This window comes from Corynebacterium phoceense (assembly GCF_900092335.1).
In the GTDB taxonomy this organism is placed as follows: domain Bacteria; phylum Actinomycetota; class Actinomycetes; order Mycobacteriales; family Mycobacteriaceae; genus Corynebacterium; species Corynebacterium phoceense.
The window spans coordinates 1072177-1094059 of record NZ_LT596208.1 but is presented as its reverse complement, the minus strand read 5'-3'; the positions used below and the strand labels follow the sequence as shown (position 1 = coordinate 1094059).

General features: G+C 64.9%; 18 protein-coding genes and 4 pseudogenes. 18 read left to right on the top strand and 4 right to left on the bottom strand.

Features of this window, described 5'->3' with window-relative positions:
* Positions 1–118 precede the first annotated feature (118 nt).
* From aspS to ruvX (BN9444_RS14305), 7 genes and pseudogenes are all read left to right on the top strand, one after another.
* Positions 119–1921, top strand: coding sequence for an aspartate--tRNA ligase (gene aspS / locus BN9444_RS09275; protein ID WP_068801808.1), 1803 nt, complete (start codon positions 119–121; stop codon positions 1919–1921).
* A gap of 171 nt (positions 1922–2092) precedes the next feature.
* Entirely contained in the window at positions 2093–3364 is a 1272-nt protein-coding gene (locus BN9444_RS09270; RefSeq protein ID WP_233423571.1) for a phosphotransferase family protein, read from the top strand.
* A gap of 1 nt (position 3365) precedes the next feature.
* Positions 3366–4067: pseudogene (locus BN9444_RS09265) on the top strand (AAA family ATPase); the annotation flags it as partial.
* Positions 4068–4146: 79 nt separating this feature from the next.
* Positions 4147–4470: pseudogene (gene ruvX, locus BN9444_RS09260) on the top strand (Holliday junction resolvase RuvX); the annotation flags it as partial.
* 100 nt (positions 4471–4570) lie between these two features.
* Positions 4571–6256 (top strand): endolytic transglycosylase MltG, encoded by a 1686-nt coding sequence (mltG, locus tag BN9444_RS09255; RefSeq protein ID WP_077210122.1) that lies wholly within the window; start codon positions 4571–4573, stop codon positions 6254–6256.
* Between the two features lie 117 nt (positions 6257–6373).
* A complete protein-coding gene (gene alaS / locus BN9444_RS09250; RefSeq protein ID WP_066493100.1) occupies positions 6374–9058 on the top strand; it encodes an alanine--tRNA ligase in 2685 nt (894 codons plus the stop codon).
* Positions 9059–9062: 4 nt separating this feature from the next.
* Positions 9063–9431, top strand: a pseudogene (gene ruvX, locus BN9444_RS14305) (Holliday junction resolvase RuvX); the annotation flags it as partial.
* Here the strand turns inward: ruvX (BN9444_RS14305) and BN9444_RS15575 are convergent.
* On the bottom strand, positions 9360–9602 hold the full coding sequence (locus BN9444_RS15575) for an HNH endonuclease signature motif containing protein (protein WP_420888721.1): 243 nt from the start codon (positions 9600–9602) through the stop codon (positions 9360–9362). The pseudogene ruvX (BN9444_RS14305) and the gene BN9444_RS15575 sit on opposite strands and share 72 nt — an antisense overlap.
* A 946-nt stretch (positions 9603–10548) precedes the next feature.
* Between BN9444_RS15575 and BN9444_RS09235 the strand changes: the two genes are divergently transcribed.
* On the top strand, positions 10549–11373 hold the full coding sequence (locus BN9444_RS09235) for a shikimate dehydrogenase (protein ID WP_068801805.1): 825 nt from the start codon (positions 10549–10551) through the stop codon (positions 11371–11373).
* Here BN9444_RS09235 and arsB read toward each other — a convergent pair.
* Entirely contained in the window at positions 11370–12428 is a 1059-nt protein-coding gene (arsB, locus tag BN9444_RS09230; RefSeq protein ID WP_066513381.1) for an ACR3 family arsenite efflux transporter, read from the bottom strand. The two genes, BN9444_RS09235 and arsB, sit on opposite strands and share 4 nt — an antisense overlap.
* Before the next feature lie 83 nt (positions 12429–12511).
* Between arsB and BN9444_RS09225 the strand changes: the two genes are divergently transcribed.
* The 9 genes from BN9444_RS09225 to BN9444_RS09180 all read left to right on the top strand — a co-directional run bounded on the left by BN9444_RS09225 (position 12512) and on the right by BN9444_RS09180 (position 19899).
* Complete coding sequence (locus BN9444_RS09225; protein ID WP_066513380.1) at positions 12512–12862, top strand: ArsR/SmtB family transcription factor; 351 nt, start codon at positions 12512–12514, stop codon at positions 12860–12862.
* Positions 12863–13281: 419 nt separating this feature from the next.
* On the top strand, positions 13282–14493 hold the full coding sequence (gene aroC, locus BN9444_RS09215; protein ID WP_066513377.1) for a chorismate synthase: 1212 nt from the start codon (positions 13282–13284) through the stop codon (positions 14491–14493).
* Positions 14494–15090 carry a shikimate kinase gene (locus BN9444_RS09210; RefSeq protein WP_082723333.1) on the top strand — a complete coding sequence of 199 codons (597 nt, stop codon included), beginning with the start codon at positions 14494–14496 and terminating at the stop codon, positions 15088–15090.
* Between the two features lie 9 nt (positions 15091–15099).
* Entirely contained in the window at positions 15100–16176 is a 1077-nt protein-coding gene (aroB, locus tag BN9444_RS09205) for a 3-dehydroquinate synthase (RefSeq protein ID WP_066513376.1), read from the top strand.
* A gap of 10 nt (positions 16177–16186) precedes the next feature.
* Complete coding sequence (gene aroQ / locus BN9444_RS09200; protein ID WP_066493119.1) at positions 16187–16621, top strand: type II 3-dehydroquinate dehydratase; 435 nt, start codon at positions 16187–16189, stop codon at positions 16619–16621.
* Between the two features lie 144 nt (positions 16622–16765).
* Entirely contained in the window at positions 16766–17857 is a 1092-nt protein-coding gene (locus BN9444_RS09195) for a M24 family metallopeptidase (RefSeq protein ID WP_066493125.1), read from the top strand.
* Between the two features lie 115 nt (positions 17858–17972).
* A complete protein-coding gene (gene efp / locus BN9444_RS09190; RefSeq protein WP_066493128.1) occupies positions 17973–18536 on the top strand; it encodes an elongation factor P in 564 nt (187 codons plus the stop codon).
* Between the two features lie 14 nt (positions 18537–18550).
* The gene (gene nusB / locus BN9444_RS09185; RefSeq protein ID WP_068801803.1) at positions 18551–19147 is read left to right on the top strand and encodes a transcription antitermination factor NusB; all 597 of its coding nucleotides are present in this window, start codon (positions 18551–18553) and stop codon (positions 19145–19147) included.
* 77 nt (positions 19148–19224) lie between these two features.
* The gene (locus tag BN9444_RS09180) at positions 19225–19899 is read left to right on the top strand and encodes a GNAT family N-acetyltransferase (RefSeq protein WP_199872860.1); all 675 of its coding nucleotides are present in this window, start codon (positions 19225–19227) and stop codon (positions 19897–19899) included.
* Here BN9444_RS09180 and BN9444_RS09175 read toward each other — a convergent pair.
* Together BN9444_RS09175 and BN9444_RS09170 are read right to left on the bottom strand one after the other, a co-directional pair.
* The gene (locus tag BN9444_RS09175; protein WP_084759292.1) at positions 19865–20551 is read right to left on the bottom strand and encodes a DUF5808 domain-containing protein; all 687 of its coding nucleotides are present in this window, start codon (positions 20549–20551) and stop codon (positions 19865–19867) included. The two genes, BN9444_RS09180 and BN9444_RS09175, sit on opposite strands and share 35 nt — an antisense overlap.
* Positions 20552–20553: 2 nt before the next feature.
* Positions 20554–20871 (bottom strand): PadR family transcriptional regulator, encoded by a 318-nt coding sequence (locus BN9444_RS09170; protein WP_066493136.1) that lies wholly within the window; start codon positions 20869–20871, stop codon positions 20554–20556.
* An 88-nt stretch (positions 20872–20959) separates the two neighbouring features.
* Between BN9444_RS09170 and BN9444_RS09165 the strand changes: the two are divergent.
* Positions 20960–21789 (top strand): annotated as a pseudogene (locus tag BN9444_RS09165) (PPK2 family polyphosphate kinase).
* Positions 21790–21883: the final 94 nt, after the last annotated feature.

Here is a 21883-nt window from a genome sequence, read left to right as displayed (position 1 = left end):
GCCCCGGGGCCAACGAGGACCCATTCGGCGGGAACACGACTTGTGGGTCATACTGCGCGCGCCGTTTACGCGTGGCGGATGGCCCCGAGAAATAAAAATCTGAAAGGAATGAGCACTAGTGCTGCGTACCCATTTGGCAGGCGAGCTTCGCAAGGAGCTGGCCGGTGAGACCGTGACGCTGACGGGCTGGGTTTCCCGCCGTCGCGACCACGGCGGAGTGATCTTTATCGATCTGCGCGACCGCTCCGGTATTGCCCAGGTCGTCTTCCGCGAGTCCGGGGTTGCTGAGCGCGCCCACGATCTGCGATCCGAGTACTGCGTCAAGGTCACCGGCGTCGTCGAGCCGCGCCCGGAGGGCTCGGCCAACCCGAACCTCGCCTCGGGCGAGATCGAGGTCAACGTGTCTGACCTCGAGGTCCTCAACAAGTCTGCTGCGCTGCCGTTCCAGATCGATGACCCCTCCACCTCCGGTGAGGTGGGCGAGGAAGCCCGCCTGCGCTACCGCTACCTCGACCTGCGCCGCAAGTCCCAAGGTGATGCCCTGCGACTGCGCTCTGCCGCCAACCGTGCTGCGCGCAAGGTCCTCGACTCCCACGACTTCACGGAAATCGAGACTCCGACGCTCACCCGTTCCACGCCGGAAGGCGCCCGCGACTTCCTCGTGCCGGCTCGCCTGAAGCCGGGTTCTTGGTACGCCCTGCCGCAGTCCCCGCAGCTGTTCAAGCAGCTGCTCATGGTCGCTGGCATGGAGCGCTATTACCAGATCGCCCGCTGCTACCGTGATGAGGACTTCCGCGCTGACCGCCAGCCGGAGTTTACCCAGCTCGACGTTGAGATGTCCTTCGTCGACCAGGACGACATCATCGCGCTGGCCGAGGAAATCCTCGTCGAGCTATGGCAGCTCATCGGCTACGAGATCACCACGCCGATCCCGCGCATGACCTACGACCACGCCATGAAGTACTACGGCTCCGATAAACCGGATCTGCGTTTCGACATCAAGATCGTCGAGTGCACGGACTTCTTCAAGGACACCACCTTCCGCGTGTTCCAGAACGAGTACGTCGGCGCCGTCGTCATGGAAGGCGGTGCCTCGCAGCCGCGCCGTCAGTTCGACGCGTGGCAGGAGTGGGCGAAGCAGCGCGGCGCTAAGGGCCTGGCCTACATCACGGTGGGCGAGGACGGCACGCTGGGCGGCCCGGTCGCTAAGAACATCACCGACGCTGAGCGCGAGGGCATCGCTGCCCATGTCGGCGCGAAGCCGGGCGACGCGATCTTCTTCGCTGCCGGTGACACCAAGTCTTCCCGCGCGCTGCTCGGCGCCGCGCGTGGCGAGATCGCCAAGAAGCTCGACCTCATCAAGGACGGCGACTGGGCCTTTACCTGGGTCGTCGACGCCCCGATGTTCGAGCCGTCCGCAGACGCCACCGCCTCCGGCGACGTCGCGCTCGGCCACTCCAAGTGGACTGCTGTGCACCACGCGTTCACCTCGCCGAAGCCGGAGTTCCTCGACTCCTTCGACAAGGACCCGGGCTCCGCGCTGGCTTACGCCTACGATATTGTCTGCAACGGCAACGAGATTGGCGGCGGCTCCATCCGTATCCACCAGGATGATGTCCAGAAGCGCGTCTTCGACGTCATGGGCATTGGCGCAGAGGAAGCCCAGGAGAAGTTCGGCTTCCTGCTCGACGCCTTCCAGTACGGCGCTCCGCCGCACGGCGGCATCGCCTTCGGCTGGGACCGTATCGTCTCCCTGCTCGGTGGCTTTGAGTCCATTCGCGACGTCATTGCCTTCCCGAAGTCCGGCGGCGGCGTCGACCCGCTTACCGATGCCCCGGCCCCGATTCCGGCCGCGCAGCGCAAGGAGACCGGCGTGGACTTCAAGCCGGAGAAGGCGAAGAAGGACGCCGCCCAGGCTTAAGGCGAGCCTGTCGAGGCTTCGGCTGCCGCGGACCGGCGTGCTTCACGCGAACCGGTCGCAGGTAGCCTGAGCCCACGCCCATGGCGCGGCCTACGCAGCCGCGCCGCCAAGACTTTCTATTTCGCGTGCGCATCGACGCCGCACGCACTCGTGCAGGAGGCTGTAGAGATCATGGACGCAGCGACGGGTAGTCCCGCGCCAGACGGCGCGTTAGGCGCACCGCACGCTCCCCAAGAAGACCTCGACGTCGATCGCGTCGTCGCCATCGCCCGCGACCTCTTGGCGCGGCGCTTTGGTGGCACGCCGGACCTTGGCGACGTCGAGCTGTTGGGTGGCTCGGGCAACGCCACGGTCGTCCGCGCGCGGCTGTCCTCGTCGGCGTTCCTTCCGCATCGCTCCGTCGTGGTCAAGCACATGCCCGTCACAGGCCACGCCATCGACGACTCGGCGTTCATGAGTGAGGTCGTTGCGTACCAGTTCACGACCTCGCTTCCCGAGGAGGTGCGCCCTGGTCCGGTGCTGCTGGCCTATGACATGGACCAGCGCATCGTCGTGCTCACCGACATCGGCGATGCCGACACCCTCGTCGATCGCCTGCGCGCCGCCGATGACGCGGAGCGCATCAAAATCGTGCGCCTGCTCGGCGAGCAGCTCGGCCTCATGCATGCGGGCACTGCGGGCCGCGAACAGGGCTATGAGGCGCTGCTCGCGCGGATGCTGCACAAGCACCCCGATTACCGCGCGAACCAGGCTAAGCGCGACGATGCACTGCAGCGCTCTATTCTCATGGGCCTTGACCTCTTGCGCGACGCGGGTCTCGAGCCGCCCGCTGAATTCACGGAGCTGGCCACGCACGCCACCGAAATCCAGCAGTCCGGCCGCTCCCGCGCGTTTACGCCCTTTGATCTCTCGCCGGACAATATCGTGGTCGGCGACAAGATCTACTTCCTCGACTACGAGTGGGCCGGTTTCCGCAACGTCGGATTCGACGTCGCGTGTGTCATCGCCGGATTCCCGCAGTTCCTCTTCTCGCGCCCCATCTCCAACGAAGAGGCCGACGTCTTCGTCGGCGCGTGGGCCCGCGAAATCGCGGAGACCTGGCCACGCTACGCGGACGAGCATAAGCTCCACCGCCTGCTTGTTTCCTCGCTCATCGGCTGGGCATTGTCTTCGGTGACGATGCTCTACGCCGATAGCTTGGAGGGCATCCTCGCGCTCGCGCGCGGCGAGGACATCCTCGCCACGGAAAACCGTGAGTCCATCCTCCGCAGCCCGGATGAGGGCCACTTCAGCGAGGACGAACTGCTCGTGCGCCAGGACCTCTTCGAGACCTTCGAGGCGCTCGGCCGTTTCGCTGCACAATGTGAGACTGACGAATGCCTGCCCGTCTCCGTCTTCGCGCAGAACGTCGCCGCACGCCTTCTCCCGCCATCCACGTACTGATATGGCACAGGAATCCCTCTTCGGTGCGCCTGCCGATGCCCCCTCCGGCGCAGCGCCCCGCCCCGGCCGCGATCTCTTCGCTACGCATGCCGGCAGCCCGCTCGCCGCGCGCATGCGCCCGCGCACGCTCGACGAGGTACTCGGCCAGGACCATCTGCTCGGCGAGGGTAAGCCGCTGCGTCGCCTCGTTGAGGGCTCCGGCGAGGCCTCCGTCATCCTCTACGGCCCGCCTGGTACGGGGAAGACGACCATCGCCTCGCTCATCGCGTCGGCGATGGGCCAGAACTTCGTGGGGCTGTCCGCGCTCGACTCGGGCGTAAAACAAGTCCGTGAGGTCATTACGCACGCGCGCCAAGAGCTCATCCAAGGCCGACGCACCGTGCTCTTTATCGACGAGGTCCACCGTTTCTCCAAGACGCAGCAAGATGCTCTGCTTGCCGCCGTGGAGAACCGCACCGTGCTGCTCGTCGCCGCGACGACGGAGAACCCGTCGTTCTCGGTCGTGGCGCCGTTGCTCTCGCGCTCGCTGCTGCTCCAGCTCAACTCGTTGGAGCCGGAGGATCTGAAAACCTTGGCGCGGCGGGCCTTGGAGGACGAACGGGGCATCGGCAAGCGCGTGGGAGCCACGGAAGAGGCGCTGGACCAGCTGGTCCTGCTCGCGGGCGGCGACGCCCGGCGCACGCTGACCTACCTGGAGGCCGCGGGAGGCATCGATAAGCTGCAGCTTGCCGTCGGTGACGATGTAGTGAATGTCGCGGATGAGCAGGGCCTTGGCGTGGANCCTCGAACTCATCGAGGACTACGATGTCGTGGAAGTCGTGGTCGGTTTGCCCCGTGATTTGCACGCCAATGGGTCAAAAAGTGTGAAACATGCTAAAGAAATCGCGTTTCGCATCCGCCGTAGGCTGGCCGCAGGTGCCACTATGGATAAAGTTCTACCTCCCGTACGCATGGCGGACGAGCGGCTCACCACAGTCGCTGCGACTCATGCACTGCGTGCGTCTGGCGTGAGCGAGCGCAAGGGCCGCGCGGTCATCGACCAAGCGGCGGCGGTAGAGATTTTGCAGTCGTGGCTAGACGGCCGCGCTAACGCCTTGGCGGACTAAGTCCCCGCCCGCGGCTCGGCGCGACGCCTGGCCGCGGCACCCCGGAAACGAGGAGATTGAAGCTTCAGTGAGCCGTAACGAACAGCGCATCGGCAAGCGCATGGAACCGAAGTACGTCAAGCGACGCCAAAACGGCTTGGCCGTGCTCGTCGCGTCCATCGTGCTGATCGTCGGAACGATCGGCTATGTCGCGTGGCATAACCTGCGCGATCTCGGCGTGCCTAAGGACTACGAAGGTGAGGGCAACGGCGTGACGCAGCTCGTACAAGTCGAAGAGGGCAGCTCTATGTCGCAGCTGGGACCCCAGCTCGTGGAGAAGAATGTCGTCGCCTCGGAGGAGTCCTTCCAGACCGCCGTCGCCAACAACCCGATGGCCTCGCAGATTCAGCCCGGCTTCTTCCGCCTGCAGGAGGAGATGAGCGCGAAGTCCGCCGTATCCGCGTTGCTCAACGACGAGAATAAGGTGGACATGCTCGACGTGCCCGGCGGCCTCACGCTCAGCGACGTGGTCGTCGTCGGCGGCGATATCCGCTACGGCATTTACTCGAAGATCTCCAAGGTCTCCTGCTCTGACGGTTCCTGCGTGGACAAGGCAGAGCTGGAGCGCGTCGCGGCAAACGTCGACCCGGTCGAGCTTGGTGCCCCGGAATGGGCACTCGACGCTATCCGTGCGCGCGGCAACGACCCGAAGCGCCTTGAGGGCCTCATCGCCCCTGGCCAGTACGTGCTGGACCCGAATATGTCGGCCCAGGAGATCCTCACCGACCTCATCACGCGTTCGACGAAGCAGTACAACGAGACCAATATCGTGGAGCGCGCGCAGGCGATGAACCTGAGCCCCTACGAGTTGCTCACCGCAGCCTCCCTCGTCGAGCGCGAGGCGCCAGCCGGCGAGTTCGACAAGGTCGCCCGCGTCATCCTCAACCGTCTCGCCGAGCCTATGCGCCTCGAGTTCGACTCCACGGTTAACTATGACCTCGCGGACGTCGAACTCGCCACGACGGACGAGGCCCGCGCCCGCGAGACCCCGTGGAACACCTACGCCAAGGACGGTCTGCCGGATACTCCGATCGCGTCGCCATCCGAAGACGCCATCCAGGCCATGGAGAACCCGGCTGAGGGCGACTGGACGTTCTTCGTCACCGTCGACGAGCAGGGCACCACGGTGTTCAGCAACAACTACGATGAGCACCTGGCCAACGTCGACCGCGCCATCAACTCCGGCATTCTCGACTCGCAGCGCGAGGGCGAAGGCGCCGGNGGCTCGGATGTTGACGCGGCGCTGCATTACCTCGCGCGCATGATTGAGGCGGGGGAGGACCCGCGATTTATTGCGCGGCGGCTCATGGTGCATGCGTCTGAGGACATCGGCATGGCGGATCCCACGGCGCTGCACACGGCCGTTGCGGCCGCGCAGGCGGCGCAGCTTATCGGTCTGCCCGAGGCGCGCATTCCGCTCGCGCAGGCGACCATTCATCTCGCGACGGCGCCGAAGTCGAACGCGGTTATCGCGGCGATTTCTGCGGCGCAGGCGGACGTCGCCGCGGGCAAGATTGGCCACGTCCCGCCCCACCTGCGCGACGGCCACTACGAAGGCGCGAAAAAGCTCGGCCACGCGGTGGGCTACAAATACCCGCACGATGACCCGCGCGGCGTCGTCGCGCAGCAGTATCTGCCGGACGAGCTGGCGGGTGCGGTCTACTACGAGCCCACTAATCACGGCGCCGAGTCGCGCATCCGCGATTACCTGGGGCGGCTGCGCAACCTCATTCGCGGGAAAAAATAGCGGCGCGTAGGCGCCCCGGTTCCGCCCGATGTGCGGGGAGCGGGTAAAGTTGTGCGAGTTAAACCCAGGGGCGCGCTGCGCCCCGCTGACGCTACCGCACATAAGGATGTTTGCGACGTGAAAACCCATGAGATTCGGGAACGCTTTACCCAGCACTTCGTCAAAGCCGGCCACCAGGCCGTGCCCAGCGCCTCGCTGATCCTCGACGACCCGAACCTGCTGTTCGTCAACGCCGGCATGGTGCCGTTTAAGCCCTACTTCCTGGGGCAGCAGAACCCGCCGTTCCCCAACGGCACGGCGACGTCCATCCAGAAATGCGTGCGCACCCTCGACATCGAGGAAGTCGGTATTACGACGCGCCACAACACGTTCTTCCAGATGGCCGGCAACTTCTCGTTCGGCCAGTACTTCAAGGAAGGCGCCATCACGCACGCCTGGGCGCTGCTCACCGGCTCGCTCGAGGACGGCGGCTTCGGCCTCGACCCGGAGCGGCTGTGGGTGACGGTGTACCTCGACGACGACGAGGCGCGCGACATCTGGCGCGACAAGATTGGCGTGCCCGAAGACCGCATCCAGCGTTTAGGCATGGAAGACAACTACTGGTCCATGGGTATTCCCGGCCCGTGCGGCCCGTGCTCGGAAATCTACTACGACCGTGGCCCGGAGTACGGTGCTGAGGGCGGCCCCATTGCTGACGATAACCGTTACATGGAGATCTGGAACCTGGTCTTCATGCAGAATGAGCGCGGCGAGGGCATCGGCAAGGGCAACTTCGAGATCGTGGGCCCGCTGCCGAAGAAAAACATCGATACCGGCTTAGGCATCGAGCGCGTGGCCTGCATCCTCCAAGACGTGGACAACGTCTACGAGACGGACCTCCTGCGCCCCGTCATTGACGAGGCGGAGAAACTTACCGGCTCCACGTACGGCGACGGCGCGCCGAAGGAAGACAATATCCGTTTCCGCGTCATCGCTGACCACTCCCGTACCGGCATGATGCTCATCCTCGACGGCGTCACCCCGTCCAACGAGGGCCGCGGCTACATCTTGCGCCGCCTGCTGCGCCGCATCGTGCGTTCCGCTCGCCTGCTGGGTGCCAAGGGCGCCACGCTGGAGCAGTTCATGAACACCATCATGGACACCATGACGCCGTCCTACCCGGAAATTGCAGACAACCGCGAGCGCATCCTGCGCGTCGCCCTCACCGAGGAGAAGGCCTTCCTCAAGACCCTCGAGTCCGGCACGAAGCTCTTCGACGAGGCCGTCGAGGAACTCAAGAACACCTCACGCGCCAAGACGCCGAAGGTCCTTTCTGGCGACAAGGCCTTCGAGCTGCACGACACCTACGGCTTCCCGATCGACCTCACGCTTGAGATGGCTAACGAGGCCGGCCTCGAGGTCGACATGGACGGCTTCAACGAGGCAATGGGCGAGCAGCGTCGCCGCGCTAAGGCCGATAATCAGGCCAAGAAGCACGGCCATGCGGACCTGTCCATCTACCGCGAGTGGGTCGATAATAACCCGACCGTATTCACCGGTTACGAGGAGCTCACCTCCGACGCAAAGGTCATCGGCCTGCTGCGCGGCGGCGAAAAGGTCACCGAGGTCTCCGAGGGCGACGAGGTCGAGGTCATCCTCGACCAGACGCCGCTCTACGCCGAGGCCGGCGGCCAGATGGCTGACCGCGGTCGCCTCTTTGCGGGCGAGACCCTGCTTGAGGTCGGCGACGTTCAGAAAATCGGCAAGAAGCTGTGGGTCCACAAGGCGACCGTCACGGCTGGCGGCCTGGACCTCGGCCAGTCCGTCACGGCGGAGGTCAACGAAGAGTGGCGCCATGGCGCCGTCCAGGCGCACTCCGCCACGCACCTCATCCACGCCGCCCTGCGCCAGGTGCTCGGCCCCACGGCCGTCCAGGCCGGTTCTATGAACCGCCCGGGCTACCTGCGCTTTGACTTCAACTACACCGAGCAGCTCACTCCGGAGCAGCTGCAGGAAATCGCGACGATTACCAACCAGGCTGTCGACGCGAACTTCCAGGTCAACACCATCAAGACCTCGCTCGAGGAAGCCAAGGCCATGGGCGCCATGGCGCTCTTCGGCGAAAACTACGGCTCGAAGGTCCGCGTCGTTGAGATGGGCGGCCCGTTCTCCCTCGAGCTCTGCGGCGGTACGCACGTCGGCGCCACGGCTCAGATCGGTCCGGTCTCCGTGCTCGGCGAGTCCTCCGTGGGCTCCGGCGCACGCCGTATCGAGGCCTACTCGGGTCTCGACGCCTTCCGTTACTACTCTAAGGAGACCGCGCTTATCGAGGGCGTCTCCCGCGAGCTCAAGGTCCAGACCGAGGACCTGCCGGAGCGCGTCGCCCAGCTGGCAGAGAAGCTTAAGGCCGCGGAGAAGGAAATCGAGCATCTGCGTTCCGCCCAGCTCGCAGCGAAGGCTTCGGAGTTCCTCGCCGGTGCCGGTGACATCAACGGCTTCCGCGTGCTCACCACGCGCCTGCCCAAGGGCACGTCCGGCAAGGACCTGCGCACCGTCGCGACGGAGATTCGCAACCGCGTCCGCGACGAGGCTGCCATCATCTTCCTCGCTGCCGAGGACGGCCCCAAGGTGCCGTTCATCGCCGCTGCTTCCGATGCCGCCATCGCCCGCGGCGTCAAGTCCGGCGACCTCGTCAAGCGCTTTGGCGAGTTCGTCGGCGGCAAGGGCGGCGGCAAGCCGGACATGGCGCAGGGCTCCGGCTCCAACGCCGCCGGCATCGAAGAGGGCTTCGCCGCCCTCAAGAGCTACGTCGAGTCGCTCTAAGCCAATGGCGAAAGTCGAACCCGATAAGCCCGGCGTCGACGACCCGGGCCTGGGCCGCCGCCTTGCGCTCGACGTGGGCACGGTGCGCATTGGTGTCGCCGTGTCCGACCGTGACGCGAAGCTCGCCACGCCCGTGGAGACCGTGCCGCGCGAGACGGGGTTCAAGGACCGCGACAAAGGCGACATCGACCGCATCCTCGAACTCATCGAGGACTACGATGTCGTGGAAGTCGTGGTCGGTTTGCCCCGTGATTTGCACGCCAATGGGTCAAAAAGTGTGAAACNCGGGGCGCTTGCCGTGTTAGTCCACCGTGCACTCGATGCGCTTGCCGTACGGTGTGACGAACCACAGCACGCCATCTTCGTCGCGGAAATAGGAATTCCCATCTGCTTTCTTGCCGTTATGGTGGGCGCACAGCGGCACGAGATTCGACGCGTTCGTCATCCCGCCTTTCGCCCAGGCGATGAGATGGTCGCGCTGGCACTTCATGGCAGGCGCCTTGCAACCCGGGTGGATGCACTGCGGCCATAGCGCCCACGTCATGGCGGTCTGCTTCCGATTGAACAGCGGCGTGACCCGGTAGCAATCCACCGGCTCGTTCCACCGCGTGGCCAGCGTGACAAGCCCCGCGCCGAGCAGCTTCTCCTCGACGAGCTGTTTGCCCGTGCGCACCGTCCCGTCCGTGGCGCGAAACTTCTTCTCGCCCGCCCTTCCATCGAGGATCTCTTCAACATCATCGAGAGTGATGACGATATGCGCCGCGCGCCCGGGCACGGTGTCTTTGGCTTTGCCCTCGGTGAGCGCCTTGAATCCTTCTAATAGGTTGTCGAAATTCTGCGGCCCGGATTCGTTGACTCCGGGCAGAAGATTGAACAAGTCGATGAGCCACGGCTCGTTCGTGTCGAGGACGAGCTTGTGCCAGCCGTCCTTGCGGTACGTGTGGCGCGCCGTTGGCTTCTTCTCCGGCGCGGGCAGCCATTTCGCGGCCACCTCGTCGATTTTCTCGGCGGGCGTATCGCAAAGTTTCACGCGCAGCCGGTCGGGAGTTTTCTTTTCCTTTTTGACGTGGGTTTCGATCTTCTTCAACGTTTTCACGGTATGCCTGCGGGTGCGCGCAGCATCGCGAGCCTTGCGCTGTAAGCGCGTCGCGTGCGTCGGGCCCCAGTAGATGTGGGCGAGCTTCACGCCGTCGAAGGCATCGGTCTTCGGCACGCCCTGGGCGCGGAGGTCTTTGGATTCGAGACCGACGAGGTCGCGGAGAGAGTCGACGCCAATGGTGGTCGCTTCAACATAGGAGATAGTCATGCCTGCGACGCTATGGCCAGCGTCACTACCGCGGCAATGGCCCGTGCGTGCGCCTGTGGATAACCCCGATTTTCTTGCCCAATATAATGGGCAAAGATCCAGACTGTGGATACGGAACCGTAGGTTCTCGCCGGGACCCTCCGCCGTCTGCCGCTCACGTTCGTCCTAGTGAAAGGCCCTTTCCATGCCCCGCGCCGCCGTTCTTGGTTCACCCATCGCGCACTCGCTCTCGCCCGTCCTGCACAATGCGGGTTACGCGGCCTTGGGGCTCGACGACTGGAGCTATGAGTGCTTCGAGACCACCGCCGAGGAGCTGCCGGAGCGCGTGGGGGAGTCCGAGTCCGACTTCCGTGGGTTCTCGGTGACGATGCCCGGCAAGTTCGCTGCCCTCAACTTCGCGACGGAGGTCACCGATCGCGCGCGGCTTATGGGCTCGGCGAATACGCTCGTGCGCCTCGAGGGCGGCGGCTGGCGCGCGGACAACACAGACACCGAGGGCATCGCCGGCGCCTTGGCTGAGCTCATGGGGGCCACGCCTGGCACGGGCCGCAGGGCACTGGTCATTGGGGCCGGTGGCACGGCCCGCCCGGCACTGTGGGGCTTGGCGCAACGCGGCTACCGCGACATCGATGTGCTCAACCGCCGGGACCGCATGGCAGAGTTTGCCAAGCTTGCCGATGCCCTCGAGCTCAACCTCACCCCGGTGAGCTACGCCGACAATCTGCGGGCGCGCGTCAAGCAGGCTGACGTCATCGTCTCGACAGTGCCGTCCGCTGCACTCACGGACCACCTCGAGGCGCTCAGCCATGCGCCGGTGCTCGACGTCATTTACGACACGCTACCCACACCGCTCATGGCATACACTGCGGCGGACGGTTATCCCACCGTGGGTGGGCACATCATGCTGGCGCACCAGTCTTTCAGCCAATTCGAGCAGTTCACCGGGCTCTCGGCGCCGCGCGCAGCGATGGTGGACGCGCTCCTCGAAGCGCTGAAGAAGCGCGACTAAACGCGCGCCGGTGGCAACGTCGCGTCAGCGGGGAAGAGCGTGGGCCCTGCCCAACGCATGAAGTAGACGAGCGCGACGAGCACGGGAACCTCGACAAGTGGGCCCACCGTACCGGCGAGCGCTTGGCCGGACTCGGCGCCGAAGGTACCGATGGCCACGGCGATAGCAAGCTCAAAATTATTGCCCGCCGCCGTAAACGCGACGGACGCGGAGCGATCGTAGGGCATGCCCGCGGCCCGGGCCGCGACGAGTGCGACGCCGAACATCACCACGAAGTAGCACAGCAGCGGCAGCGCGACGCGCGCGACGGCCCAGGGCTGCGCCATGACGTACTCGCCCTGGAGACAGAAGAGCACGACGATGGTGTAGAGCAGCCCGAGCAGCGCAAGAGGAGAGACGACGGGCAGAAAGCGCTTTTCGTACCACTCGCGGCCAGCGGTGTGCTCGGCGATGAGCCGCGAGGCGATGCCAGCGAGCAGCGGGATGCCCAGGAAGACGAGCACGGAGACCACAATGGCCCAGAAGGAGAAATCCGCGGACGTGGTAGATAATCCCAGCCAGCTCGGCAGAATCTGGAGGTAAAACCAGCCGAGGACGCCGAACAAGAGGACCTGGAAGAGGGAGTTCATGGCGACGAGGACGGCGGTAGCCTCGCGGTCAGCGCAGGAGAGGTCGGACCACACGAGCACCATCGCGATGCAGCGCGCGAGACCGACGATGATAAGCCCCGTGCGCAGCTCTGGCTGGTCCGGAAGGAAGATCCAACCCAACGCGAACATGAAGGTCGGGCCAGCCACCCAGTTGAGGACGATGGTGAGCGTCATGAGCTTCTTATCGGCGACGAGGCCGCCCGCCTTGTCGTAGCGCACTTTCGCCAGCGGCGGATACATCATGACGAGCAAGCCGAGCGCGATGGGCAGCGAAATCGTGCCTATCTTGGCGCCGTCGAGCCACGCGGCGAGGCCGGGTGCGACGCGACTGAGCACCAGCCCGAGACCCATGGCGAGAAGGATCCACAGGGGAAGGAAGCGGTCAAGGAATGAGAGCCGTGGCATGAATCTCCAAATTTATTAGTATAGATGTAAGTAAATATTAATTTTAATTTTCATAGTTTATGGCGTCAATATAAAATGGGAATATGAATTCGTCCCCGGAGATTCCTCTTCGCGATTACTCTGAACCGTGCTGCAGCCTGGGTGAGGGGCTCCTCGAGGAGTCCGACGCCGCGCGCTTTGCCGCTCTCTTCGGTCTACTCGCTGACCCCACGCGCTTGCGCCTGTTGTCACAAATCGCGGACGCGGGTTGTGCGCCCATGAGCGTCGGCGACCTCGTTGCTCTCACCGGATTGACGCAGCCCACGGTGTCCCACCACCTCAAACGTCTCACGGAGGCTGGCCTGCTCACGCGCACCAAGGAAGGCCGCACCGTGACGCACGCGGTCGTGCCTGAGGCGTTCGCCGAGCTGCGCAGCGTGCTGCAGATCGGCTAAGCCTGCGCGTCACGCTCGGGACCGCTAGTATCGGGCGGCATGTGGGGTGGACTCGTGGGGATACTCGTCGTAGCCTGGGCGGCTGCGTTGTGGCGCTTCGACGTGCGCGAGCGCCGGCTGCCCGCGTGNGGGGATATCAAGCTTGCGCTATCGCTGGGCATCGCCGTGGCACACGTAACGGGGTGGCCGGGCGTGCTTGCGGCGGTCTTCCTCGCGAACGTTGCGACGCTCGTCGCGCAGGCAGCGCGGTGGCACTGGGCTGGCGCAGGTGATCCCGCTCCCGCGCATGGCCCTGGCATGCTTGCTGCGGCGGGCAGCGTCCTCGCGTGGGGTATGTGGGGGCCGCACGGCATATGAATTTAAAAGCACTGGCGACCTAGTGCCAGCATGGGCCCGCGCGGCGTGCGATAATAATCCGCATGCTTCGTTGGACTACTGCCGGAGAATCCCACGGCCAGGCGCTCATCGCGATGATTGAGCACATGCCCGCTGGCGTTCCCATCACAGAAGAAGAGATTGCCTTGCAACTGTCCCGCCGTCGTCTGGGTTATGGCCGCGGCGCGCGCATGAAGTTTGAACAGGATGAGCTCACGCTGCTCGCCGGCATCCTCCACGGAAAGACGATTGGCAGCCCCATCGCCATCCAGATCGGCAACACCGAGTGGCCCAAGTGGACCACGATTATGTCCCCGGCACCGCTGGACATGGACGATCCGGAGGTCGCCAAGGGCATGGAGTCGGGCCGCGGCGCCAAGCTCACCCGCCCGCGCCCAGGCCACGCCGATTTCGCCGGCATGGTGAAGTATGACCACGATGGCGCGCGCCCCATCCTCGAGCGTTCCTCTGCACGCGAGACCGCCGCCCGCGTTGCGGCCGCTACCGTCGCGCGCAATTTCCTGCGCGAGACCCTCGGCGTCGAGGTATTTTCCCACGTCATCTCCATCGGGGCGTCTGAGCCTTCCGATGCCACCCCTACCTTCGCTGACCTGGAGGGTATCGACGCTTCGCCGGTGCGGGCGGCATCGGCAAGCGCGGAGGCGTCCATGGTCGCCGAGATTGAGGCGGCGAAGAAGCAGGGAGACACGCTAGGCGGCATCGTGGAGGTCATCGTGGACGGCCTGCCCATCGGGCTGGGCTCGCACATCTCGGGCGAGGATCGCCTGGATGCCCAGCTGGCGGCCGCGCTCATGGGCATCCAGTCAGTCAAGGGCGTAGAGATTGGCGACGGCTTTGAGGAAGCTCGCCGCCGTGGCTCCGAGGCGCACGACGAGATGGTGCGCGCGGAGGGCGGCGTCACGCGCCTCACGAACCGCGCGGGCGGCCTGGAAGGTGGCATGACCAATGGCCAGACGCTGCGCGTGCGCGCGGGGCTCAAGCCGATTTCGACGGTGCCGCGCGCGCTGAAGACCGTGGATATGGCCACGGGCAAGGCAGCGAGCGGTATTCACCAACGCTCCGACGTGTGTGCGGTGCCTGCCGGCGGCGTGGTCGCCGAGGCCATGGTGGCGCTCGTGCTCGCGCGTGCGGTCCTGGAGAAGTTCGGTGGGGATTCGCTCGCCGAGACGAAGCGCAATATCGCGGCGTACCAGGAGTATGTCGCTAAACGCCTGAGCTTTCCGGAGGGGGAGTAGATGACCGACCGACTCAATAGCCCGCAGCCTGTCGCGGACGAGGTCACGGCCGCGGGGCCGGAGACCGTCGAGAAGGCCATCCACTTCGGTCACCGTCCGCGCGTCGTGCTTGTGGGCCCGCCGGGGGCGGGAAAGTCGACCATCGGCCGCCGCCTGTCTCGTGCGCTCAACTGTGAGTTCGTGGATTCGGACGCGCTCATCGAGGCCGCCGAGGGCCGCTCCTGTGGCGAGGTCTTCGCAGCTCTCGGCGAGCCGGCCTTCCGTGAGCTGGAAGAAAAGCACGTGGCCAACGCGCTGCTGTCGGATGGCGTGGTTTCGCTGGGCGGTGGCGCCGTGATCTCGCAGGCCAACCGCGATCTGCTCGAGGCGATGACCGTCGTACTCATCGACGTGAGCGCGGAGGAAGGCGTGCGCCGCACGGCCAACGAGAACACCCGGCCGGTGCTCGCCGCTGCAGATCCCGTCGCGCATTACCGCCAGCTGCTCGAGGACCGCGCCGCGTACTACCGCGAGGTCGCGGACTTCCGCGCGCGTACCGACGGCCGCTCGCCGCAGCAAGTGGTGGGCGATATTTTGAGCTTCCTCGAAAGCCTCTAAGGAGAAGACATGATCCAGGACACCGTTGCCGTCAACGGCCCGTGCCCCTATGTGGTGAGCATTGGCCACGATTTGTCTGACGATATCGTCGCGCGGGTGCGCACCATCGGTGCGCGTAACGTGGGCATCGTCCACCAGCCGGCGCTTGCGGCGGCGGCGCGCCAGATCGCTTCGGCGTTGGAATCGCTCAATGTGACGCCGGTGCTCCTGCCCATCCCGGACGCGGAGGCGGGTAAGACGCTCGCCGTGTGCGGCGAGCTGTGGGACCAGCTGGGCGAGGCGAATTTTTCGCGCGCCGACGCGCTCATCGGCCTGGGCGGCGGCGCGGCGACGGACCTCGCCGGCTTCGTGGCCTCTGGCTGGATGCGCGGCATCAAGGTCATTCAAGCTCCCACGACGCTGCTGGCCATGGTCGACGCCGCCGTAGGCGGCAAGACCGGCATCAACACCGCAGCAGGCAAGAACCTCGTGGGCGCGTTCCATGAGCCGGACTCCGTTTTCGTGGATCTCAACCTCCTGCGCACGCTGCCGGAAGACGAGCTGCGCGCCGGCTCAGCGGAAATCATTAAGACCGGTTTCATCCACGATCCCGTCATCATCGAGCGTTATCTCGTAGATCCGGCTGCGTGCCTCGACGTGGACGGTTTCCTGCCCGAGCTGGTCACGCGCTCGATTACGGTTAAGGCCCACGTCGTGGGCCAGGACCTCAAAGAGTCGGGCCTGCGCGAAACCCTCAACTACGGCCACACCTTCGGCCACGCGGTCGAGCTGCGCGAGCACTACACCTGGCGCCACGGCAACGCCGTCGCGGTGGGCATGATGTTTATCGCGAATCTCTCGGCAGCGCGCGGGCTTATTACGCCTGAGCTGCTCTCAACGCACCGCGCTATTTTGACCGCGATAGGCTTGCCCACGACGTATGAGGGCGGCCACTTCGAGGAGCTTTACGCCGGCATGACGCACGATAAGAAGAACCGCGGCGGCCATATCCGCTTCGTCGCGCTCACGGATATCGGCGCGACGACGCGCATTGAAGACGCCACCGAGGATGAGATGCGTGCGGCGTACGAGGCCATTTCGGAGTAAAGGAGAATTCATGAAGATTGTCGTTCTCAACGGACCGAATCTCAACCGCTTGGGCAAGCGCCAGCCGGAGATTTACGGCTCGACGACGCTCGCGGACGTGGAGGCCATGGTCGCCGACCGCGCCGCCCAGCTGGGCCTGGAGGTCGAGTTTTTCCAGTCCAACCACGAGGGTGCCTTGATCGACCGAGTCCACGCCGCGGCGGACGCGAAGGCGGGCGTCATCATCAACCCCGGCGGCTTTACCCACACCTCGGTCGCCTTGCGTGACGCGCTGGCGGAGATTGCTGACGGCGCGGGCTTCGTCGAGGTCCACATCTCCAACGTCCACGCCCGCGAGGAATTTCGTCACTTCTCGTATTTGTCACCGATTGCGCGCGGCGTTATCGCGGGTCTCGGCACCTTTGGCTACCTCGCGGCGCTCGAATACTTCGCGCAGTCGGCGTAGGCGCAGCGGCGCGGCGTCAATTACCCCCAATCGAGCATTTCCGGCCGTGGACCGGGCTACCATAGAGGGCGTTCGTTTCGTCCGCACGAGACCCCGCGCGTCACGCGCTGGGGTCCCGGCCGTTGTATGACAGAGGAGACCACCATGGCCCTGGCTGATACCCGTTTTAGTAACCGTCGCCGCAAGCTCGCCGCGCAGCTCGCCGGCCAGCGCATCGACGCCATGCTGGTCACCCACCTCACGCACGTGCGCTACCTGTCCGGCTTTTCCGGATCCAACGGCGGCCTGCTGCTGCGCAAGGATCTCACGGCGACGATGGCGACGGACGGCCGCTACACCACGCAGATCGCCGAGGAGGTCCCGGATCTCAAGGCCATTCTGGGCCGCGCGGTAGGCGAGGAGCTGCTCAAGACCCTCACCGGCCCCATGCGCGTGGGCTACGAGGCGGACTACGTCTCCGTCTCCCAGCTGGAAAAGCTCACCGCAGCCGCGCCCTCCGATATCACGCTCGTGCCCGTCACCGGTGTTATCGAAGACATCCGTCTGGTCAAGGACCAGCACGAGTTGCGCCGCCTCACCGAGATCGCGGAGCTGGCCAACACGGCGCTCACCCAGCTCATCGACGCGGGCGAGCTCGCCGCGGGACGCACCGAGCGCCAGGTCGCCGCGGATCTCGAGTACCGCATGCGCACCCTCGGCTCGGAGCGCGTGTCCTTCGACACCATCGTTGCCTCCGGTCCGAACTCCGCGAAGCCGCACCACGGCGCGGACGACCGCGTTATTGAAAACGGCGACCTCGTCACCATCGACTTCGGCGCGCACCTCCGAGGCTTCAACTCGGACTGCACGCGTACCTTCGTCGTGGGCGAGGCCAACGACTTCGCCAAGGAAATCTACAACGTCGTGCTCGAGTCGCAGCTGGCCGGCGTGCGCGCCGCGGTGCCGGGCGCGAAGCTCGTCGACGTCGACGCCGCGAGCCGCACCGTCATCGAGGACGCAGGCTACGGCGAGTATTTCGTCCATTCCACCGGCCACGGCGTGGGTCTCGACGTCCACGAGGGGCCGTACGCTGCGAAGACCGGCACGGGCGAGCTGGCCGAGGGCATGACGCTTACCATCGAGCCGGGCATCTACGTGCCGGGTAAGGGCGGCGTGCGCATCGAGGACACGCTCATCATCACCTCGGGCGCGCCGCAGATCATTACGCAGTACCCGAAGGATATGCGCGAGATTTAATGCCTGCGTCCCCGTGCGCGGGTCCCATTCCAGCAGGGACCGTGCGCGGTGGTAGGCTTAGACACTGTTTTCACACGCCCATTCATTCGTAAAAGACCCAGGAGAAAAACCTTCCATGGCTGATACCACCGACTTTAAGAACGGCCTTGTCCTCAAGATGGACAACAAGCTGCAGCAGATTATCGAGTTCCAGCACGTCAAGCCGGGCAAGGGCCCTGCGTTCGTGCGCACCAAGCTCAAGGACGTCGTCACCGGTAAGGTCACGGATAAGACCTTCAACGCGGGCGTCAAGGTCGAGACCGCCACGGTCGACCGCCGCACGATGACCTACCTGTACAACGACGGCTCCAACTACGTCATCATGGACGACAAGACCTTCGAGCAGTTCGAGGTTCCGTTCGACAAGTTCGGTGACGCTGGCAAGTTCCTGCTGGAGAACATGCAGGTCCAGGTCTCCTTCCACGAGGGCGAGATCCTCTTCGGCGAGCTGCCCATCTCCGTCGACCTCAAGGTCGAGCACACCGAGCCGGGCCTGCAGGGCGACCGCTCCTCGGGCGGCACCAAGCCTGCCACCCTCGAGACCGGTGCTGAGATCCAGGTCCCGCTGTTTATCGAGATCGGCAACGTCCTCAAGATCGATACCCGCACCGGCGAGTACCTCTCCCGCGTCAATAACTAAGGCACCCCCTCGCTGTGAGTGATAAAGAGAAGTCGCGCGACATCAACTACAAGCGACACACCGCACGTTACCGCGCGCGTCGCCGCGCGGCCGACATCCTCTTCGAGGCCGAGACTCGCGATATCGATCCCGTCGCGATCGTGGAGGACCGCATTCAGCTTGCCCGCGACAAGGAGTCCGGTGTGGCTCCCATCGCGGAGTACACGGCAGAGGTCGTCCGCGGCGCGGCCGAGGAACTCGACATTATCGACGAGAATATCGCCCGCTTCCTCTCAGAGGACTGGGAGTTCCATCGCCTGCCGGCCGTCGACCGCGCCATCATGCGCGTCGCGGCGTGGGAGCTGCTGTTCAACCCAGACGTGCCCACGGCGACGGCCATCGTGGAAGGCGTCGAGCTCGCCAGCGAGTACTCGACAGACAAGGCGGCACCCTACGTGCATGCCGTCCTCGACGACATCGCCCAGTCGCGCTCGCTGTCGAACCCAATGAACGAGTCGGGTCTCGGAGAAGGCGAAGCCCCAGCAGACCACGAGGTTGCGGAGGCGCAGCCGCTCGATGAGTTCGGGGATCCTGAGTTCCCTCCGCTCGACGAGGACGATGCTGAGAAGTAACCGGCTGTGAGCCGAACCCACGCCGCTTGGCGTGGGTTTTCGCTTTTAGTAGTGGTGCGCGCAGTACGATGTTGCGCATGACTGTTGATTCCGAAGCTGCACTGGTGGACATGTGGCCGCCGTTTGGATTGTGCATTGCGGCGCGCGATGACCGGCACGAGATTGCTGTGCGCGTCCTGCGCGACGAAGACGTCGCGCGTATTGCAGGCGTGGGCGTCCACGACGTCTACGGCGACGATGTGCCCGAACACGCGTTTCCGTGGGTTTTCCATAATTCGCCGCAGTCTTCGGCGCAGCATCGCTGGTTTAACCGTGCGAACTTGAGCTCCGAAGAGTGGTCGCTCGACTTCTTGGTGACCGCAGGCGGCGAGCCTATTGGCATCGTCGACATGCGTAGCAGCGACTTCGCGCATACGCGCGAGGTCAGCACCGGCTCGTGGGTCTTCCACCGGTTCCAGGGCCAAGGCTTCGGAACGTTGGTGCGCCATGCCGTCGCGCAGTTCTGCTTTGACCACCTGGGAGCGGCGAGCATTGCGAGTGGCTGGGTCGTGGGGAACGCGGCATCGGAAAGCGTGTCTCGCAAGCTGGGCTACGAGCTGCTGCCGGACGACGGGGAGACCATGCCGTGCGGTCCGGAAGGTAAGCCTAGGCCCGTGCGACGCGGACGGCTGCGTGCCGCCGACTACACGCCGGCGGCGCGCGTCGAATGCGCGGGCCTTACGCCGCAGATACGGACGATGCTGGGCGCTTGAGCTCGCGGTCGACCTGAGCGAGCGCCGACTTGATGACGGCGACGAAGCCTGTGACCTCGACGACGGGGAGGGCGAGCGTGCCGGCGGCGCTGAGCGCGCGGGCGGTAGCGGGGGCATCGGCAGCCTGGCGGGCGGCGAGAGTGAGCAGCAGGGACATGGCGCCCAGGCTGGTCGCGAGAAGGCTGCCGGTGACATCCAGCTTGTTGTCGCGGCGCGTGGTCCACTCGGCGAAGCCAGCGACGGCTGCGGCGGGGAGGATGGAGCTCAGCATGGCGCGGGCGGGGCTCGTCCATTTCTTGGGGGCGAAGGTGGTTGACCACTTCTGGGGAAGCGGGCGACCGTCCTTGATGGCGGGGAGGACCGCTGCGGTGCTCAGGGCGAGGAGCGTCCACGGTGCGCCGCGCAGGACGGCGATCGTGGTGGCTGGGATGTGGGCCTCGAGGTCGGGGAGCGAGTCGTCGGGGCGGATGAGACCTAGGCGGCTGGCAATGGCGCCGATGTTGAAGTCCCAGCCGATGCCTGCGGCGCGCGGGACGAGGAGCTTCGGGTTCTCCGGTTCGAAGGCGCCGAGTCGCGCGGCGGGGTTGGTAAGGCCCGAGAAGTCGGCCGGGATACCGAGGAAACGGTGGGTGGTGGGATCGTAGAGTTTCATGGTTACTGCCCTTTCAGGATGGTGTCGACGATCGTGGTGAGGGTCTGCCATTCGGCGGTGAGAGCGGCGAGCTGAGTGCGGCCCGCGTCGGTGACGACGTAGACCTTGCGTGGTGGCCCGCTGGGGGATTCCTCCCAGCGGCTGGTGAGGTATCCGGCTTTCTTTAGACGCGCGAGGAGCGGGTAGAGGGTGCCGGAGGAGACCTCGAGCCCTTGCGCGTTGAGCCGCTCGAGAAGCGCGCCTCCGTAGCCGGGGCTGACGTGAAGGGAACGCAGAACGATGAGTTCCAACACGCCTTTGCGAAGCTGTGTATCTGCCATGCAAGCTCCTTTGTTGTGCCAACTACTATGTATTACATAGTAGCGTGATTCGAGGCAAAAGGGAAGGGCTCACGCTTACAGTGGGGGAATGTCGACATTTAAGATTGCCGACGCGCTAGCGCTGCGCGCCGGAAAGAACGTCGAGCTGTCCTCCGTCGATCCGAGCTCCACGCCGGGCTTTGACGGAGACAAGGACGAACTGGCCGCGCGCCCCAGTCACTACGACGAGGAGCTCTACGCCAATGGTCGTGCCTACGGGGAGAAGGCCCCCTCGGTGCTCGTCATTCTGCAGGGCATGGACACCTCCGGCAAGGGGGTGTCATTCGCCACGTGTTCAGTACGTTTGATCCGCAGGGCACGGACTCCGTGGGCTTTGGCAAGCCGACCGAGGAAGGGATGAAGCACGACTTTCTCTGGCGCATCCGCAAGCACGACCCCAAGCCGGGCCACGTGGTCGCGCTTGACCGATCGCACTACGAGGATGTGCTGATCCAGCGTGTCCACACATGGGTTGATGAAGACGAGATCGACCGCCGCTTTGAGGCCATCAAGGACTACGAACGTGAGCTCGCCAAGTCCGGCGTCCACATCATTAAGGTTTTCCTGCACCTGTCGAAGAAGGCGCAGAAAGAGAACCTCCTCGAGCGCACCGAGCGTGAGTACAAGTTCTGGAAGTACGACCCGTCCGACGTCGAGGAACGTGCCTATTGGGATGATTACATGGCCGCCTATAAGGACGCCATTCGATGCACCGATGCCTACCACGCGCCGTGGTGCGTCATCCCCACGGACAATAAGAAGTACGCGCGCATGGCGCTCATGTTCCTCATCGTCGACGTGCTGCGTCACCCGGACCTGCCATGGCCGGCGGCGGAGTGTGATCCAGAGACCGTGCGCACGCGTATCGAGGAGTCTTAGGTGGTACATATCCCTTCAGGACATATAACGGGCCCGCTCGGTGCGGCGGGCAGAGCTTATATGTGCTGAAGGGATTTTTTGGATGAGCGTGTGA